Here is a 17,736-nt window from a genome sequence, read left to right as displayed (position 1 = left end):
GCTTTGCTGCAATCGGCACGCCCAGCCGCCATGGCCACGCCAGGCTGCGAGTCGCACCGCAAACTGGTAAGCTCGGCCAGAGTGGCAGCTTTATGCGCCATGCCATTCATCCAACACTCCACTCTTCACCCGACATCAGGAGGTCATGTGGCACTCTACTCTCTGCTGGATCAGCTGGCCATTCCCTATCAGCGCATCGATCACGCCCCCGTCTTCACCTGCGAGGAGGCCAGCCGGCTGCTGCCCAAGCTGCCCGCAGCCAAGACCAAGAACCTCTTCCTGCGTGACCCGAAGAGCGAGCGACTGTTTCTGGTGGTGACGCCGGAAGAGAGCCGGGTCGATCTCAAGGCACTGGCTGCCGCCCTTGGCGTCAAGCGGCTGAGCTTTGGCTCGCCCGAGCGGCTGGAATCCGTGCTTGGCCTCACCCCGGGTGCGGTCACCCTGCTCGCCATGGTGCGCGACAGGGAAAAAGCGGTGGAACTGGTGGTGGACGAAACGATCTGGCAGGCCGAGCGGGTGCAGTGCCACCCGCTGGTCAATACCGCCACCCTGCTTATCCGCCTCGACGACGTGCGCCGCCTGCTGGCCCACCTCGGCCGGGAGGCCACCATCATGCGGCTGCCGGTCGTGAGCGACTGACCCAAGAGGGAGGGAAGCATAAACGCCCCGGCGTCATGCCCCGCCCCTGATTAATCGAGTCAGCAGCCCTCTTGTGGCGGTTGTTGCCGCGATCGTGCCAGGATCACTTAAACCATTGCTCAGCGGCGCAATTCATGCTGTGATCCGGCCCAGTCACCCGGCCCTGAGGTCGCTGCGCCGTTCCCGGCAGGAAGAGCCCACACCCTTGATGCAGAGTCTGTTTTCCTCGGCCCAGTTGCTGAGTCTGGTGCTGTTCGTCAGCCTGTCGCACATCGGGGTCGCGGCCATTTTCGCCTACCTGTGGCATACCCAGCGACCGCTGCGCTCCCTGCTCTACTGGTCAGCCAGCGAACTGGCCATCGCCGCCGCCTTTGGCTGCCTGCTGCTGCGAACCCTCACGGGGGATAGCTCCCTTGCCAACATCCTGCTTACCAACCTGCTGATCATCGCCACCCCGCTGCTCTATGAGCGGGGGCTGCGCCACTTTTTCCGGCGCGAGGCCGACCGTTTTGGCTGGCTCTGCCCGCTCCTCGCCCTCGCCGGCTTCCTGCTGTTCGCCGTCACCGCCGCGCAGCTGCCGCCGGATGACATACACAGCCGGATCGTGGTGCTCTCCGGGGCCATCTCGCTGCAGATATGCCTGCTGCTGTGGCAGCTCTGGCGCTATCAGCGGCTGGCACCCGCCTACCGGGTGCTGCGCTTCGCCATCCTGTTGCTTGCGCTGCAACTGGCCCTGCAGCTGGTCAGGATGGCCAAGCATCAGTGGTGGCCGGAGTCGGCCGCCTCCAGCCTCACCGATCCCCTGCTCGGCCCGGTGATCCTGCTCAGCCTGCTCTTTACCATCGCCCGCAGCTTCATTTTGCTGAGCCTGGTGCACACTCGCCAGCAGCAGGCGCTGCTTGCCACCCAGCGCGAGCTGGAGCGGCGCGCCAACCTGGATGCCCTGACCGGGCTGGACAGCCGCCACCATTTCGAGCAGCAGCTGGCGGCGCGTGCCTGTCGCAGTGCCCGCCCCTGGCAACTGCTGCTGATCGACCTGGACAACTTCAAGCAGATCAACGACCGCCACGGTCACCCCGCCGGCGACGCCATGTTGCGGGCGGTGGGCCGGGTGATCCGGGAGAGCCTGCCGCCGGCGGGGCTGGCCGGCCGCCTTGGCGGCGACGAGCTGGCGCTGCTGGTGATGGAGACATCGCAAACGCTGCCGGTCTGCTGCCAGACCCTGCAGCAGCGGGTCGCAGACGCCACCCAGCCGCTGGCCGGCGGCCCCATCAGCCTCAGCATCGGGTTGACTTCGCTGCAGCAGGGCGAGAGCTTCGAGCAGGCCTATCTGCGCGCGGATCGGGCACTCTATGCCGCCAAACAGGCCGGCCGCCAGCGCGCCTGCATCCAGGAGCCGCACCACAGCGAGCCCAGGCTGCTGTGGCCCCTGACCACCCAGACCTGATGCGACCCCTCATCGAGTGCCGGGCCGCTCGGCTGACCGACGCCCCCGCCTACCGCCGCTATGTGGCCGAGTGTGGCGCCGCCGGGTTGTCGCTCTATCAGGTGGCGCAATTCGACCCGGATCAGTGGCTGCAGGAGTTGCTCGCCCATGCCGATGGGCTGCATCTGCCACCGGGCTACCCACCCACCACCACCTATTTTGCCCTCGAGGGGGAGGAGATCCTCGCCACCTTGCGCCTGCGTCACGGCGACAACCCCGCCACCCGCCAGTGGCTTGGCCACATCGGTTACGAGACCCGTCCCACCCGCCGGGGTGAAGGCGTCGCCCGCACCCTGCTCGGCTGGCTGCAGCGCCATGTGCTGAGCGAACCCGTGCTCATCAGCTGTGACGAGGCAAATTCGGCCTCGCTCAAGGTCATTGCCGCCGCCGGCGGGCAATGGCTGGATCGCCGCTACCATGCCGGCGATCGCTGCTGGCTCCGGTTTTACCGGCTGGCCCCGGCCAAGGGGCCAGGACTGAGCGGCAGACAATAAAAAAGAGCGCCACTGGCGCTCTTTGTTCACTGGCCACGGCCACCGGCAAGATCAGTAGCTGTCTTCCTCTTCGGCCTTCATCCTGGCCTGACGGGCCAACGCCTCCTCCTGGGCGCTCTCGATCTCGTGCAGCACGGAGTCGAGATCCACCTGCTCGCGGCTCTCCTCGAACAAGCCGGTCAGCTCGCTGTCGGGGGTCAGTTTGCCATCTTCATAGAGGGCCCACATCTCCCGGGCGTAGCGGGTCTTGAGCAGCTCGGGGGCATACATGCCGTAGTAGTTGCGCATGTTGTTGACGTCGCGCTCCAGCATTGCCCTGGCCTGGTTGTTGGCGGCGGCATCCACCACCTGGGGCAGGTCAATGATGACCGGGCCCTGTTCATCCACCAGCACGTTGAACTCGGAGAGATCGCCGTGGATGAGGCCGGCGCAGAGCATGCGCACCACATAACGGATCACCTTGCCATGGTCGATGACCGCCTGCTCAGCAGAGAGCGCCACGTCGTTGAGGCGGGGGGCGACATTGCCCTCTTCGTCGGTGATGAGCTCCATCAGCAGCACGCCATCGAGGCAGACATAGGGCCTGGGCACCCGCACCCCGGCCGCCGCCAGTTTGAACAGGGCATCCACTTCGGTGTTCTGCCACACCTCTTCGTGCTGCTTGCGACCGTATTTGGAGCCTTTCTCCATGGCGCGGGCATCGCGACTGCCGCGCACCTTGCGCCCTTCCTGATAGACCACGGCCTGCTTGAAGCTGCGCTTGGACGCCTCTTTATAGACTTTGGCGCAGCGGATCTCGTCGCCGCAGCGCACCACATAGACGTCGGCCTCTTTGCCGCTCATCAGCCGGCTGATGACGTCATCGACCAGGCCGTCATCAACCAGAGGTTGGATTCGATTTGGAATTTTCATGGCCGCCCTTTTACCCTATTTGCGCATCAGAAGATAGCCCCTCCCGGGCCACTTGCCTATCCCTGTTTCCTGACGGCGCCCGGCGTGCCGGCAACCGCGATGATCCCGGTGCGATAACCCACGCCGCCGGGTCGGCCGGCCTCACTCCCCGGGAGGGAGATCGCCACGGATCCGCTTAATGCCCTCTTCGTAGAACCCATCCGATCCCTGCTGGTGCTCCATGGTCTCGAAAATCTTGAGAAACCACATGTACTGCTCGGGATGCTGGCGCAGCTGCTGCTCCACCATGCCATTCATGGCACAGACATCGGCCACCAGATCCGCACCGGGATAAGGATCGAAAGGCGGCTCGATCTCCAGCCGGTAGTAGCCCTCCTCCTCGTCATAGCAGGCAAGAATGGGCACCGCCCTGGCGCCGGTCAGTTTCACCAGCTTGGGCAGGGCCGGCAGGGTCGCCTTGGGATGGCCGAAGAAAGGCACGAAGATGCTGGCCTCGCGACCGTGATCCTGATCCGGCAGGTAGAAAAAGCTGGCGCCGCTGCGGATCGCCTTGATGGCCGGTTTGATGCCGACGCTGCGCTCATATACCTTGCCGCCCTTGGCCCGCTCGCGGTTGATGTACCAGTCAAACACCTGATCCTTTGGGCTCTTCATCATGGTGCACATGGTCAGCCCCCGAATGGCGAAGTAGCGGCCGATCATGTCCACCGCCCAGGTGTGGGGCACCACCAGGATCACCGACCGGCCGGCGGCCCGCTCTGCCTCGATATGCTCCCAGCCACGCACCTTGACGCGGCTGGCCAGATGAGCGGCACTGCGCAGGGTCAGCTCGGCAAAGCCCATGAAGGTCTTGAGACCGACCCGGATCGATTTGAGCAGCAAGGCCTGACGGCCTGCCTCGTCCAGCTCGGGAAAACAGATCTTGAGGTTGGTCTCGGCAATGTAGGCCTGCTTCTTTGACATTCGCAGCAGGGTAGGCGCCAGACGATTGGCGAGCCGGTCGCGCAGACCATGGGGCACCAATGCCAGCAGACAGAGCAGACCGAGCGCCAGCCAGCTGCCCCACCAGCGCGGATGCAGCAGACGGGGATGAAATGAGGTGTCAAAAACCGGATCGTGTGAGGACATGGCCGCCATCAAGTCATAGAAAATAAACGGTTATTTTAATTATCCTGACAGATTTTTCCACTTTGGCGGCCACGCCCCCCGGCCACCGGGCTGGCCGGCAAGGCAGCCCTCCCCCCATGACGGGTCACCATCGCCAATAAAAATGGCCCCGCAGGGCCATATGACATAAAGGCGTGTTGCCTCAGGGCAGCGGCTGCAAGCCACTGCGGATGCGCTGGATCCCCGCCTCGTAGCGGCCATCCAGGCCCACCTGATCCTCGCGGGTGTCGAAGATCTTGAGGAACCACATGTACTGACCGGGGTCGCGGCAGAGCTGCTGCTGCACCATGTCGTTCATCCGGCAGGTGTCGGCCATCACGTCCTCGGTGGGATAGTTGTCAAACGGCGCGTCGATCTCCAGCCGGTAGCAGTGCTTGGCCTCGTCATAGCAGGCCAGCAAGGGCACCGCCTTGGCGCCGCTCACCTGCACCAGCCGTGGCAACGCCGGCAGCGTCGCCTTGGGGTGCCCGAAGAAGGGGGCAAAGATGCTCTTCTCGCGGCCATGATCCTGATCCGGCAGATAGAAGAAGCTGCGACCGCCCTTGATGGTACGGATCACCGCCTTGATGCCGGCACTGCGCTCATAAACCCGGCAACCGTTGCGGGCGCGGGCCCGATTAAGGTGCCAGTCAAAGACCGGATTGCGCGCCCGCTTCATCATGGTGCACATGGGCACCCCGCGCCGGGTGAAGTAGTAACCGGCCGCATCCACCGGCCAGCTGTGGGGCACCACCAGGATCACCGGTCGGCCGGCGGCCTGCTCCGCCTCGATATGTTCCCAGCCGCTGACCTGCATCCGGCTCATCAGATAGGCGGGGCTGCGCACGGAGAACTCGCCAAAGCCGAGCAGACTCTTGAGACCGACCCGGATCGAGGTCATCAGGATGGCGTCGCGTTCGGCCTCGCTCTTTTGCGGAAAACAGAGTGCCAGGTTGGTTCTGGCGATATAGATCTGCTTTTTCGAGATACGGAACACCAGCGGTGCCAGGGCGGCGGCGAGACGGTCGCGCAGACGGACCGGCACGAACGCCAGCAGCATCAGTACGCCAAGCGCCAGCCAGCTGAGCCAATAGCGTGGATGCAGGAATCTGGCCTCGAAGCGGGTGTCAAACACGGGATCATGGGAAGACATGGATGGGGATCAAGCTAAGAAAATGGAGCTGCATTGTATTCGTCCTGACAGGTAATACCAGTGAAATTCATCATTGTCCCCCCAGGCTGGGCGCTGGCGCAAAAAACGGGGCGCCAACGGGCATGAATGGCACCTTTCGCTGCCAGAACCGGTACAAAAAGCGCTTCACCCGAAGGTAAAGCGCTTGGTCATTATCCGGTTGATGGCCCCTGTCTGCTGCAAGGTTGCTCATCAACGCCCCGTATCCCGGCTCTCGCCGTCCTCTTCTTAGCGACGAACCATGCCGTGCGTCACCTCGTCGCTGCCGTCGAGCGGCAGGAAGAACATCAGGTAGCGCAGGGCCACATAGCCGACGATCAAGGTGGCGGCGCCCAGTTCGAAGTGGGCCAGCAGCCGGATCTGCTCGACATACTCGGCAGCCTGGGGCCACTGCTCGACCAGGTGGCTCACCTTGAACAGGGCGGTGGCGCCGATCACCAGCGGGAAGGTGAAGGCGGCGTAGCCCGGTGAGAACGGCAGACGCAGCAGCTTGATGAAGGCCAGATAGATGATGCCGGTCATCAGCACCGCAATCCCCAGCAGCACGGCCACCAGCAGCAGGGAGGGTTCCTCGCTCACGGTCAGGTAACCGGCCAGTGACAGGCTGGCGGGGGCCGCCAGGATGGCGATGGTCGGCTTGGCGGCATCCGGCACTTCATGGCTGAAGATGAGGCGATAGAGCATCAGCGGCAGCATCAGGCCGTAGCAGAGCATGCCGAACCAGAGCAGGCCGTTGGCCAGCGCCGCAAACTGGCCGCCCGGGAAGGCGACGTCCGCGACGATGATCCCCACCGGCGGCACGAACCAGCTCGGCACCATGTGGTGGATTTCAAACTGTTTGGCCCGATGCCAGACGAAAGTGGCCAGGAACGCCAGGTGCAGCAGCACGGCAAACAGCCAGAGCCCCTCGCCCAGACCGGCGTCGAGCATGCCGACCGCCTTGGAGACCACCATGGTGCCCATGGCATAGGTGGGTACCACGCTGCCGACCACGGGGTGGGCCAGATCCTGCCACAACAGGCGCGGGTGCAGCAGAAACTTGAAGGTCAGGATCACCAGCAGCACGGCGGCAATGGCTGCCCCCAGCAACTGCAGGCGGCCATCGAAGTGACCGGCATTTTCCCAGCACCAACCGAGACTGGCGATCCCGAGCGCCAGCCCTGCCATGGGAGTCGGGGCTTTGCCTAAGGATTGACGGGTTCTTGCGATCATGTCTGAAACCTCTGATGAGAGACGATGGGCATAGGATAATGGCCCCGTATCGTTTACGATATCTAAATGAATTAAATCAATCGTTCAGGATATCCAAACATGAAGCTGACCCTGCAACAACTCAAGGTCTTTGCCACCATCGCCCGTTACGGCAATCTGGGGCTGGCCGCCAATGAACTGTGCCTGAGCAAGGGCGCCGTCTCCCAGTCGTTGCAGGAGCTGGAGCGCCAGCTCGCCACCCCGCTGTTCGATCGCATTCATCCCAGATTGCAGCTCAACAACGAGGGACGCCTGCTGCAACCGGCGGCCGAGGAGCTGCTGACCCGGATGCAGGACATCGAAACCCTGTTCAGCCCGGATGCCGAACCGAGCGGCCAGCTGCGTCTGGGCGCCAGCCAGACCATCGGCAACTACCTGCTGCCTGCCCTGCTCGCCACCAGCAAGCAGGAGCTGGGACAGCCACCCCGCGTCACCATCACCAATACCCACCAGCTCTGCCACCTGCTGGCCAACTTCGAGCTGGATCTGGCGCTGATCGAGGGGGAAAACCATCACCCGGACCTGGTCAGCGAGCCCTGGCTCCACGACGAGATGCTGATCGTGGCCCAGCCCGCGCACCCCCTCGCCGGCCGCAGCCGTCTCTCCCTCGCCCAGCTGAGCGATGAAACCTGGGTGCTACGCGAGCCCCAGTCCGGCAGCCGCGAGCAGTTCGAGCAGCAGATCCAGCCCGAACTGCCCCGCTGGCAGGCCGGGCTCGAACTCAATACTCTGGAGGCGGTGATGCTGGCGGTCGAGAAGGGGCTCGGCATCTCCTTCATCTCCCACCTGGCGGTGTCGGATCGGTTGCAGGCCGGCCGCCTGGTGGCCCTGCCCCTGACCCGCCGCTTCCCCCGTCAGCTCTCCCTCATCTGGCATCGGCAGAAGTATCACTCCGCCACCCTGCGCCGCTTTCTGCAATTTTGCCGCGCCCAGGAGGATGTGCTCTCCAGCGAGGCCAGCAGCACCTGAGCCAATGGGATGATCGGGCAGCAGATTGCCCTGCATTGCCCTTGCCACTAGGATATCGGTTGCAATAGAAGAGGGAGAGCCTAGGCTCTCCCTCTTTGTCATTCAGCCTTGTGACTCAGCGTTTCGCGGGCTGCAATCCCCGCTCGACCCAGCCCAGCACTTGTCTGCTCAGCGCCTGCGGCACCCAGGGCGAGTCGCTCAATCCTTGTCTGACGCAGGCGGCAAAGTGATCCGCCTCGTGCTGCATGCCGCCGCCCGCCACCGGCAGCGCGATGTCGTGTGGCCAGGCCGGCAGGGGATCGCCACCACGCCACGCTATCTGCTGGGGATTCCACCACTTGCCCACCAGCTCCAGCGCCCAGCCGGGCCCGGACAGCCAGGCCGACTTGTCGAGATCTGCGACGATGGAGGCAGCAAGTTCGGCCTTGAGCGGGCCGGAAAAATCAAAGCGGGCAGCTTCGTCCACCTCGCCCGCCTGGCGAGACAGCGTGACCTCGGGCTCACCCGCCGCCAGCCCGAGCTGGTGACAAAGAGCGGCATAGAGCCAGAGCGGATAGACCCCCACATCCCAGGCGGCGCCGCCGGCCAGCGCCGGGTCGAACAGCTTGCCGTCCCGCGCCTGCACCGAGCCAAAGGCGGCCCGCAGTCTGTCGGGGGCTGGCAGGGCCGCAAGCCGCCCCAGCAATTCGCGCATGGCGGGGAAGCACATCACCTTCATCGCCTCCATCAGCAGCAGGCCCCGCTCGGCGGCGAGCTGCACCAGCCGATCCCAGTCCGCCACCCGGGTCACCGCCGGTTTTTCCACCAGCACGTGCTTGCCCGCCAGCAGCATGAGCTCGATCAGGGCGGCGTGCTCCGGGTGGATCACCGCCACATAGACCGCCTCCACCTGGGGGCTGGCCGCCAACGCCTGATAGCTGCCATGGGCGTGGGACAAGCCCTGCTCATCGGCAAAGGCCTGCGCCCGCGCTTGATCACGGGCGGCGATCGCCACCACCCGGCTGCCACTGGCGTGCCCGTTCACATCCTGACAAAAACGGCGGGCAATGGCCCCCGCGCCGGCAATCCCCCAGCGCAGCGGCTGGTCGCTTGATCTCTGTTGCATCCCTGTTTCCTTATGCTGTCTGCCGGTCGGTCATCATGCCTTCGCCAGGCTGCGCAACCAGCGGATCTCGTCGCCCCAGATGGACTCGTCGATGGTCTCCAGGATCAGCGGAATGCCGTCGAAGCGATGGTCATTCATGATGTGATGGAACACCGCCTCCCCCAGGTTCCCCTCGCGCAGGCTGTGGTGGCGATCAACCCGGCTGCCGAAGGCGCACTTGGCGCCGTTGATATGCATCCCCTTCAGGTACTGAAAGCCGACCGTCTGTTCGAACTCGGCAAAGACGGCGGCGCAAGCGTCTGCGGTGCGCAGGTCATAACCGGCGGCAAAGGCATGGCAGGTGTCAAAGCAGATGCCGACCCGGCTCTTGTCTTCCACCCCGTCGATGATGGTGGCCAGATGCTCGAACGACCAGCCGAGGTTAGTGCCCTGGCCGGCGGTATTTTCGATCACCGCCGTCACCCCCTGGCTACGCTCCAGCGCCCAGTTGATGGATTCGCTCACCAGCTTGAGGCTGGCCGCCTCCGGGATCTGCTTCAGGTGGCTGCCCGGATGAAAATTGAGGTAGCAAAGCCCCAGCTGTTCGCAGCGCTTCATTTCGTCCAGAAAGGCGTCGCGGGACTTGGCGAGACCATCGGGGTCCGGATGACCCAGATTGATGAGGTAGCTGTCGTGGGGCAGGATCTGCTCGGGGCGAAAGCCCCCCTTCTCGCAGGCCAGCTTGAAAGCGCGGATGCTGGTCTCGGAAAGCGGCGCCGCCTGCCACTGGCGCTGGTTCTTGGTAAACAGGGCGAAGGCATTGGCGCCGATGGCCTGGGCACGGGCGATGGTGTTCTCCACCCCGCCGGCCGCACTGACGTGGGCTCCGATAAATTTCATCTCATCTCCTCTGCACTGTTGCTGGGTCTGGCCGCGCAGCAAAGGAGCGGCCAACATGGGGCGTCATTATGCCCAAGCCCGCCCCTTGCGCCAAACCGGGATTGTCGATGGCAACCATAGAGAGGCCCGCAGTGCCGGCCGCCGATGAGAGTAACGTCAAGGAGTCAATCGGCCACGTCGTTCCCGCTGCTTGGCTGCCCGCCATCGCGCAGTCCGTCAGGCTCCAGCGCCGATGCCAGGATGCCGCTCAGCCACAGGATGAACGCCTGCACCCGGGGGGCCAGCTGACGGCGATGGGCATAGAGGGCGTGAATGGGCAGCGGCGGCGCCTGCCACTTTGGCAGGATGACCACCAGCTCGCCGCTGGCCAGCAATGGCTCCACCCCGACTCGCGGCAGCTGAATGATGCCAAGCCCGGCCAGCGCCGCCGCCAGATAGGATTCGCTGTCGTTCACCGTGAGCGCCCCGCGCATCGCCAGCACGGCGCGAGAGCCATCCGCCTGCAGGTACTCGAAACCGCTCTCCCTGGGCCCGCTGCCGCCACCGTAGTGCACCAGCCGATGGTTGCTCAGCTCGCCCAGATTGCGCGGTGTTCCATGGCGGGCCAGGTAGGCCGCGCTGGCACAGTTGATCTGGCGGTAGTGGCCGAGGGGGCGCGCCACCAGGCTGGAGGACTCGAGAGCCCCGACCCGGATCACGCAGTCAAAGCCCTCCCGCACCAGATCGACCCGCCGGTCCGTGCTGCTCAGCAGCAGTTGCAGGTCGGGGTGGGCCGCAAGCCAGGCGGGCAGCGCCGGGATCACCAGATGACGGGCCATCCGGCTCGGCATGTCCACCCGCAGCTGGCCGCTCAGCTGCCCCTGCTGGCGAAACAGCGCGTTGAACTCCTCCATGTCCGCCAGCAGATCCTGGCAGCGGGCGTAACAGAGCTTGCCATCCGGGGTCAGCTGCACCCGCCGGGTGGTGCGTTGCAGCAAGCGGGTGCCCATCTGCTCCTCCAGCCGCCGAATGGCCGCCGAGAGCGTCGCCTTGGGAACACTCAACTGTTCGGCACTGCGGGTAAAGCTCTCCAGCTCAGCCACCCGCACAAACATCCTCATCGCATCCAGTTGATCCATGCCGCCATTGTCTCGCCAATTGGAACAGTGCATTCATTATCACCTTATTTATCCAATCAACAACGGACAATAGAGTGATCACACCGGCTCATCCCGAGCGCATTACCCACAGACAGGAGTCCCCTCATGGCCCACCCCATCGCACTCATCACCGGCGCCAGCCGCGGCCTTGGCAAACAGGCGGCGCTGACCCTCGCCGCGCGCGGCATCGATCTCATCATCACCTATCGCAGTCAGGCCGATGAAGCGGCGGCCGTGGTGGCCGAAGCGACCGCACTCGGCGTCCAGGCCCACGCCTTGCCCCTCGATGTGGCCGACAGCAGCAGCTTTGCCGCCTTCGCCCGCCAGGTACAGGAGCAGCTGGGCACATGGCAGCGCCAGCAGATCGACTTTCTGGTCAACAACGCCGGCATCGGCATTCACGCCACCATAGAGCAGACCACCGAACAGCAGTTCGATACCCTGTTCAACATTCACCTGAAGGGGGTCTTCTTTCTGACTCAACAGCTGTTGCCGCTGATCCGCGATGGCGGGCGCATCCTCAACCTGTCGAGCGGACTCACCCGCTTTGCGCTGCCCGGTTATGCCGCCTATGCGGCCATGAAGGGGGGTGTCGAAGTGCTGACCCGCTATCTGGCCAAGGAGCTGGGGCCGCGCGGCATCGCCGTCAACGTGGTGGCACCGGGGGCCATCGAGACCGACTTTGGCGGGGGTGTGGTGCGGGACAATCAGGCCGTCAACGACTTCATCGCCAGTCAGACCGCCTTGGGACGGGTGGGCCAGCCGGAAGACATCGGCGGCGTGATTGCCGCCCTGCTCTCCCCTGACAGCCGCTGGATCAATGCCCAGCGCATCGAAGCCTCGGGCGGCATGTTCCTCTAGACCTGTCCCCGCAGAGGATACGGCGCTGCCAACAGCGGCAGCCCGTCAGTGGCTTGAGCTGACGTCAGGCGCCTGCCCGCAGGCGGCACACAGCGCCTGCGGCAGATGGGCGGCCAGGGTCGCAACCACTTCCACATCGACCCGGCTCTGGCTGGCCAGTTGCTGCAAAAAGCCGAGCGCCTGCCCGGCGCTCAACCCCTCCCGGTAGGGTCGGTTCTGCACCATGGCCTGGAAGATGTCGGCCACCCGCAGGATCTTCGCCTCCAGCGGCATCGCTTCGGCGGTCAGGTGGAAAGGGTAACCGCAACCATTGGGCTCTTCATGGTGATAGGAGGCCCACAGGGCGATGGCCTCGAAGCCGTCGATATGGCGCAGGATCTGATAGGTCTCGAAACTGTGGATATTGATGATGGCCCGCTCCCGCTCATCGAGTGACCCCGCCTTGTCGAGGATTTCGTCAGGCACCCGCAGCTTGCCGAGATCGTGCAGCAGCCCGGCAATCTCCAGCTGCTCGCAGTGCCCCTCTTCAATGCCCATCAGCTCGGCCAGCAGCCGGGCCAGTCTGGCCACGCCGAGGGAGTGGGCCACGGTGAAGGGACTCTTGGCATCGACGATGGCCGAGAAGATCCGCGCCAGCTGCTTGAGCTCGCCGTTGCTGGTGAGACAGGGTTCCCGCTCGCTCAGCATGTCGTGCATGTAGTCGCTGATGGCGCGCCCCTCCAGTTGCAGCCAGAACGCCTCCGAGCGGGATGCCAAGAGGAAGGCCGCCACCAGTTCGGGATCGAAAAACTCGCCGGCGCACGCCTCGATCCGTTGCCGGATCTCGTGGGTGTGCATCAACAGAGAGCCGTCACCGTAATGAGGTGCCGCCAGGGCATCCACCCGGTCCACCAGAAAAATGAGATTGGCCTGGCGCATCACGCCCGCCGCCAATCCGGGGGTTTGTACCAACCGGTGCCAGTGGGTGTGGTGATAACGGATGGGCTCCGCCAGGGGCGCCAGCGGTGGAAAGTCCTTGAGCAGGTCATGACCGACCTCGCAGTGGAACTGGGAGGACTCCCAGTCAAACTCGCTGACCAGATGACAATGAATAAAGGTGGAGGAGACGCCGATGTCGTGCAGCACCCCCAGTTCGAACAGGCAGGCTCGCTCGCTGGCATTTGCTCCCAGCGCCTTGCCGCACTCGGCGGCCATGATGCCGACCCGCTTGCCGTGCGCCACATCACCGATGCCGACCAGATCCAGCGACGCCGACAAGGCGTATACCACCTGGCGCAAATCAACCTGCTGGGAAACGTGCTCACCGCTGCGGGTGTATGGGGTGTTGCTGTTCATGATGCGTGCCCACATCTGCCAACGTGAAACATCCCGTGTCTGGGGCCGGGTAAACACATTGAATTTAAATCAGAATATGAACTCTGGTGGTAGCTTCACCCAGATACCCCTCATCTAATTGATAAAAAGATGAGTTGGATCAATTTGGCAAGGCACGTGCCGGTTGTGTAATAGATGTGAAGAAAATGAGGCATTGTGGTTGCCTTAAAGCATCATCAATAGTCATTCGGAAATGGTCTATGGTTAGAGCGAAACGGCCTCAACAGGCTGGATATCAATAAGTTGCCCATAAGGAACCAACCATGAAAGCGCTAACCTTACCCCTGTTTTACCTCTTGTCTTTACTCTTCTGCGGTCAGGCCTACAGTGCCGATGAGGTCATCCTCAGCGTCGCCGCCAAGGGTTGCTGCAACAACGCCGGCAAGATGGAATACAGCCGCACCCAGCTGCAGGCGCTGCCGCAAGCCAGCGTCACCACTACCACTCCCTGGACCAAGGGCTCCCATGTCTATCGCGGCGTCTTGCTCAAGACGGTGCTCGATACCCTCGGCGTCACTGCCGACAAGATAAAAGTGATGGCCCAGAACGACTACTTTGCGGTGATCCCGCGGGAAGATGTCGAGAAATACCCCGTGCTGCTGGCCATCGAGGAAGATGGCAAGGCACTGACCCTGCGCAACAAGGGCCCAGTCTGGGTCATCTACCCCCTGTCGGACCACCCCGAGCTCAATATCGAGCAATATCACAGCCTGATGGTGTGGCAAGTGCTCAAGCTTGAAGGGATGTAATGATGATCAAGGGCAAGTTCCTCTCCCTTGCCTTTATCATGGTCTCCTTTCTGGGGGTGACCATCTGGTCACTCTTCAATTACGATCGCACCTTCAATGACATGGTCAAATACAACCAGCTCTCCGCCTGGTCTCTGGCCCAGCTGGAGCTGGAGCTGCACGGTTTTGACGAGCAGCTGTCGCTGTATCGCAGCGGTCAGACCGATGCCGGGCAGTTGAACAAAGCTTATGACATCGCCTGGAACCGGCTGGACATCTTCCTGACCGGACAGGAGACCGCCCTTATTCGTTCCCGCTACCAGGCCAGCGAGAGAGTCGGCGCCTTCTTTGAGGTGCTCAAGGAGTATGAGCAGGACGTGGTCAACCCCACCCCCGATTCAGCCCGGCTGGCCGAGATGGAAGGCAGAATGAACAAGCTGCTGCCTTCCATCCGGGATCTGATGGTGATGAACTTCACCGGCCCCTCCGCCATCAAGCAGCGTCAGGAGCTGCAGCAGTCCAAGGAAGGGCACGTACTGGTACTGGTCGCCCTGCTGGCCATCGGCCTGCTCATCCTGTTCGTGGTCTCCCGGGAGATGAAGCTGCAATACTTCCTGGCCTGGAATGACCCACTGACCCTGCTGCCCAACCGGGCCGCCTTCATGACCCGGCTGGAGCGGCTGGCCAAGGGCAAACAGCCCGCCGACTGTACCCTGACCATCTGCCTGGTCGAGTTGAACAACTTCAAGGAGGTCAACGACAGCCTGGGCTATGCCGCCGGAGATGAACTGCTCACCATGGTGGCCAACCAGATCAGAGAGTATGCCCATGACCAGGCCTTCATCGCCCGCATGGGCGGCGATGAATTTGCCCTCTTCATCTATGGTGCCATGCCCATCGAGCACCGTGTTCCCTACCTTGTCCGGCTGCTGGATGAATTAAGGCCCACCGTCTTTCAGGCCGATCCGGCGCACCGGGTGCGCGTCAGCATGGGAATAAGCCAGCACCCCATCACGGCCCACAAGATTGAGGAGCTGATCCTGTTCGCCGACATTGCCCTCGCCAATGCCAAAAAGCTCAAGGAGAACCACCTGCAGGTATTCAACCACCGGATGTTCGAGCACTACAGCCGCAACCGGAAACTGGCCGCCGAGCTGCGTGAACATTTGAATATCATCTCCAACAGCACCCTCTATCTGCACTATCAGCCGGTGATAAAACCGGGCAATGCCTACAACATGGGGGCCGAGGTGCTGATCCGCTGGCATCACCCCGAATACGGCTTCATCAACCCGCTGGACATCATTGCCATGGCGGAGGAGAACGGCCTCGGCGAGCTGCTCGGCAAATGGATCTTCAGCCGGGTCAACCACGACATGTCGCAACTGCCGGCCAGCTTCGTGGACAAGCTGGAGCTGGCCATCAACCTCTCCAACTCCATGTTCACCCCGGCCCTGTTCCACCAGGTCAACGAGATGCTGCAACAGAGTCCGCTGCGCGCCGAACAGCTCATTCTGGAGCTGACCGAAACCATCGCACTCGACGATCTGCCGCTCAGCCAGCGCATCTTCAAGGAGCTCAAACACATCCACGTGCGCATCGCGCTGGATGATTTCGGGACCGGCTGGTCCTCTTTCTCCTATCTGATGTCCCTGAGCTTTGACAAGCTCAAGATTGACAAGTCTTTCATCAGCAACATCGAGACCGACCCGCGGCAATTCATGTTCGTCGAGTCCATCACCAAGCTATCCCATCAGCTGGGGCTGGTTGTGGTGGCCGAGGGGGTGGAGAGCCTGCATGAACTGCAGCAGCTGGCCCATATCGGGGTGGACGAGATCCAGGGCTACTACTACTCCAAGCCGCTCTCCCCTGCCGAATTCTTCATCTATGCCATGACCCATCTGGCCCACAGCACCGAAGAGAGCGTGGACGTCAGCTATCACTGAACGCATACCCCATTGCGGACCACCCTATCTTTCGCCTCACCATCCCGTTCCCACCAAAAACAACAGGCCCCGCCGATGGGCGGAGCCTGTCAAAGTACTGCTGCTCGATTTGCTTAGAGCGTTTTGCCGCCCGAGCTTATTACCGTCTGGTACCAGTAGAAGCTGTCCTTCTTGAGCCGGCGCAGGGAGCCGCCCTGCTCGTCACGCTCCACAAAGACGAAGCCGTAGCGCTTCTGGTAGCCGTTAAGCCAGCTCAGGATGTCGGTGAACGACCAGGCGCAATAGCCCAGCAGTTCCACCCCGTCCTGCAGCGCCTCCTGGCACGCCTTAACGTGGCTGCGCAGATAGTCGATGCGGTAGTCGTCGTGCACCCGATCTCCCGCTGCCAGCTTGTCGAACTCGCCGAGGCCGTTCTCGGTGATCATCAGCGGCAGACCGTAGCGTGAGGAGAGCCGGCGCAGGGCGATGCGCATCCCGGTTGGGTCGATGGCCCAGTCCCAGTTGCTGGTCTCAAGGTGCGGGTTGGACGCCGTCTTGTAGAGGCCGGGAATGCCGCTCGAGGGGGTGGTGCCCTTTTGCCCCGTGGTGTTGATGCGCTGCAGGGTCTGGCCGCCGAGCGGGTTGTCGGTGAAGGTCAGGGTGTAGTAGTAGTTGACGCCGATGTAGTCGGGCGTCCCTTCCCGCAGCAGCTCGAGATCGCCCGGCAGGATATCCGGCGCCTCGCCGGTTTCCCGCAGGTAGGCAAGCGCCGCCTGCGGATAGCGGCCAAAGCAGTAGGCGTCGAGCCACCAGAGGTTGGTGAACTCCTCGGCGTTTTCAAACGCCAGCATGTCTTTCGGGTCGCACGACGCCGGATAAGCGGGCGAGTAGGCGAAGCTTGGGCCGATCAGCCCCCCCGGCACATGCTGGCGGAACGCCTTGATGACCCGGGCGTTGGCCAGGAACGCGATGTGGTTGGCGGCAAAGAAGCGCTTGCGATCCTGCACTGCGGGCGGGTGAGTGCCGAGCTGATAGGCGTTGGTCAGGTTGTAGTTCTGCTCGTTGAGCGACACCCAATATTTCACCTTGCCGGCAAAACGTTGATACAGGGTCACGCAGTAGCGCTCGAAATCCTCGATGATGCGTCGGTCTTCCCAACCACCGTACTCATCCTGCAGCGCCTGGGGCAAGTCCCAGTGATAGAGGGTGAGCACCGGCTCTATCTGGTGAACCAGCAGGGTATCGATGAGTTTCTCGTAGAAGGCCAGCCCCGCCTCGTTCACCTCACCGCGGCCGGTGGGATAGATACGCGGCCAGCTCACCGAGAAGCGGTAGGCCTTGAGCCCCATTTCCGCCATCAGCGCCACGTCCTCCTCCATGCGGTGATAGTGATCCACCGCCACGTCGCCGTTGCTGCCCTCAAAGGTCTTGCCCGGCAGCTTGGTGAACAGATCCCACACCGAGGGGCCCTTGCCATCGGCGTTCCAGGCCCCTTCCACCTGGTAGGCGGCGGAGGCGGCGCCCCATAGAAAATCGGCGGGGAAGTCGTTGAACTTGTGGTGATGCATCTGGGGTTGCTCCTTATGCGGCGGTGGCACCTGCCACCTTTATCGCGCCGACTGGCGGCGCCCAATGG

At 63.1% G+C, this 17,736-nt stretch carries 16 protein-coding genes; 7 read left to right on the top strand and 9 right to left on the bottom strand.

What is annotated here, in order from left to right; genetic code table 11:
* Positions 1 to 147: 147 nt before the first annotated feature.
* The 3 genes from ACB032_RS05080 to ACB032_RS05070 all read left to right on the top strand — a co-directional run bounded on the left by ACB032_RS05080 (position 148) and on the right by ACB032_RS05070 (position 2,619).
* Positions 148 to 639 (top strand): prolyl-tRNA synthetase associated domain-containing protein, encoded by a 492-nt coding sequence (locus ACB032_RS05080; RefSeq protein WP_242798937.1) that lies wholly within the window; start codon positions 148 to 150, stop codon positions 637 to 639.
* A 208-nt stretch (positions 640 to 847) separates the two neighbouring features.
* Positions 848 to 2,086, top strand: a complete 1,239-nt coding sequence (locus ACB032_RS05075) for a GGDEF domain-containing protein (protein WP_242798935.1) — start codon at positions 848 to 850, stop codon at positions 2,084 to 2,086.
* Positions 2,086 to 2,619 (top strand): GNAT family N-acetyltransferase, encoded by a 534-nt coding sequence (locus ACB032_RS05070; RefSeq protein WP_242798933.1) that lies wholly within the window; start codon positions 2,086 to 2,088, stop codon positions 2,617 to 2,619. Before ACB032_RS05075 ends, ACB032_RS05070 begins: the two co-directional genes overlap by 1 nt.
* 51 nt (positions 2,620 to 2,670) lie before the next feature.
* Here ACB032_RS05070 and ACB032_RS05065 read toward each other — a convergent pair whose 3' ends face one another.
* The 4 genes from ACB032_RS05065 to ACB032_RS05050 form a co-directional block, all read right to left on the bottom strand.
* The gene (locus ACB032_RS05065) at positions 2,671 to 3,531 is read right to left on the bottom strand and encodes a PA4780 family RIO1-like protein kinase (RefSeq protein ID WP_043161761.1); all 861 of its coding nucleotides are present in this window, start codon (positions 3,529 to 3,531) and stop codon (positions 2,671 to 2,673) included.
* A gap of 141 nt (positions 3,532 to 3,672) precedes the next feature.
* Positions 3,673 to 4,668, bottom strand: coding sequence for a lauroyl-Kdo(2)-lipid IV(A) myristoyltransferase (locus tag ACB032_RS05060; protein WP_324016666.1), 996 nt, complete (start codon positions 4,666 to 4,668; stop codon positions 3,673 to 3,675).
* A 172-nt stretch (positions 4,669 to 4,840) separates the two neighbouring features.
* Entirely contained in the window at positions 4,841 to 5,830 is a 990-nt protein-coding gene (gene lpxM, locus ACB032_RS05055) for a lauroyl-Kdo(2)-lipid IV(A) myristoyltransferase (RefSeq protein ID WP_011705968.1), read from the bottom strand.
* 267 nt (positions 5,831 to 6,097) lie between these two features.
* Complete coding sequence (locus ACB032_RS05050) at positions 6,098 to 7,081, bottom strand: TDT family transporter (protein WP_139705420.1); 984 nt, start codon at positions 7,079 to 7,081, stop codon at positions 6,098 to 6,100.
* A 99-nt stretch (positions 7,082 to 7,180) separates the two neighbouring features.
* Here ACB032_RS05050 and ACB032_RS05045 point away from each other — a divergent pair, with 99 nt between their 5' ends.
* Positions 7,181 to 8,089: a LysR substrate-binding domain-containing protein gene (locus tag ACB032_RS05045; RefSeq protein WP_101614901.1), complete on the top strand. Its 909-nt coding sequence runs from the start codon at positions 7,181 to 7,183 to the stop codon at positions 8,087 to 8,089.
* Between the two features lie 115 nt (positions 8,090 to 8,204).
* Here ACB032_RS05045 and ACB032_RS05040 read toward each other — a convergent pair whose 3' ends face one another.
* From ACB032_RS05040 to ACB032_RS05030, 3 genes are all read right to left on the bottom strand, one after another.
* Positions 8,205 to 9,194, bottom strand: a complete 990-nt coding sequence (locus ACB032_RS05040; RefSeq protein WP_324016667.1) for a Gfo/Idh/MocA family oxidoreductase — start codon at positions 9,192 to 9,194, stop codon at positions 8,205 to 8,207.
* 33 nt (positions 9,195 to 9,227) lie between these two features.
* Positions 9,228 to 10,073, bottom strand: a complete 846-nt coding sequence (gene nfo, locus ACB032_RS05035) for a deoxyribonuclease IV (protein WP_324016668.1) — start codon at positions 10,071 to 10,073, stop codon at positions 9,228 to 9,230.
* 164 nt (positions 10,074 to 10,237) lie between these two features.
* Positions 10,238 to 11,191: a LysR family transcriptional regulator gene (locus tag ACB032_RS05030; RefSeq protein ID WP_324016793.1), complete on the bottom strand. Its 954-nt coding sequence runs from the start codon at positions 11,189 to 11,191 to the stop codon at positions 10,238 to 10,240.
* A 126-nt stretch (positions 11,192 to 11,317) separates the two neighbouring features.
* On the opposite strand from ACB032_RS05030, the gene ACB032_RS05025 reads away from it, so the two are divergent.
* Positions 11,318 to 12,073 (top strand): SDR family NAD(P)-dependent oxidoreductase, encoded by a 756-nt coding sequence (locus ACB032_RS05025; RefSeq protein WP_118881147.1) that lies wholly within the window; start codon positions 11,318 to 11,320, stop codon positions 12,071 to 12,073.
* 45 nt (positions 12,074 to 12,118) lie between these two features.
* On the opposite strand, the gene ACB032_RS05020 is transcribed toward ACB032_RS05025, so the two are convergent.
* Positions 12,119 to 13,408: an HD domain-containing phosphohydrolase gene (locus ACB032_RS05020; RefSeq protein ID WP_324016669.1), complete on the bottom strand. Its 1,290-nt coding sequence runs from the start codon at positions 13,406 to 13,408 to the stop codon at positions 12,119 to 12,121.
* Positions 13,409 to 13,710: 302 nt separating this feature from the next.
* Here ACB032_RS05020 and ACB032_RS05015 point away from each other — a divergent pair, with 302 nt between their 5' ends.
* Together ACB032_RS05015 and ACB032_RS05010 are read left to right on the top strand one after the other, a co-directional pair.
* Positions 13,711 to 14,196, top strand: a complete 486-nt coding sequence (locus ACB032_RS05015) for a molybdopterin-dependent oxidoreductase (RefSeq protein ID WP_323966275.1) — start codon at positions 13,711 to 13,713, stop codon at positions 14,194 to 14,196.
* Positions 14,196 to 16,121, top strand: a complete 1,926-nt coding sequence (locus ACB032_RS05010; protein ID WP_324016670.1) for a bifunctional diguanylate cyclase/phosphodiesterase — start codon at positions 14,196 to 14,198, stop codon at positions 16,119 to 16,121. Before ACB032_RS05015 ends, ACB032_RS05010 begins: the two co-directional genes overlap by 1 nt.
* A 113-nt stretch (positions 16,122 to 16,234) precedes the next feature.
* On the opposite strand, the gene ACB032_RS05005 is transcribed toward ACB032_RS05010, so the two are convergent.
* Positions 16,235 to 17,668, bottom strand: coding sequence for a glycoside hydrolase family 1 protein (locus ACB032_RS05005; protein WP_241417835.1), 1,434 nt, complete (start codon positions 17,666 to 17,668; stop codon positions 16,235 to 16,237).
* Positions 17,669 to 17,736: the final 68 nt, after the last annotated feature.

Origin of the sequence: Aeromonas sp. S5(2024), assembly GCF_041403025.1 — a bacterium.
Lineage (GTDB): Bacteria > Pseudomonadota > Gammaproteobacteria > Enterobacterales > Aeromonadaceae > Aeromonas > Aeromonas hydrophila.
The sequence above is the reverse complement of the archived record's forward strand: the minus strand, read 5'-3'. Positions and strand labels throughout refer to the sequence as shown.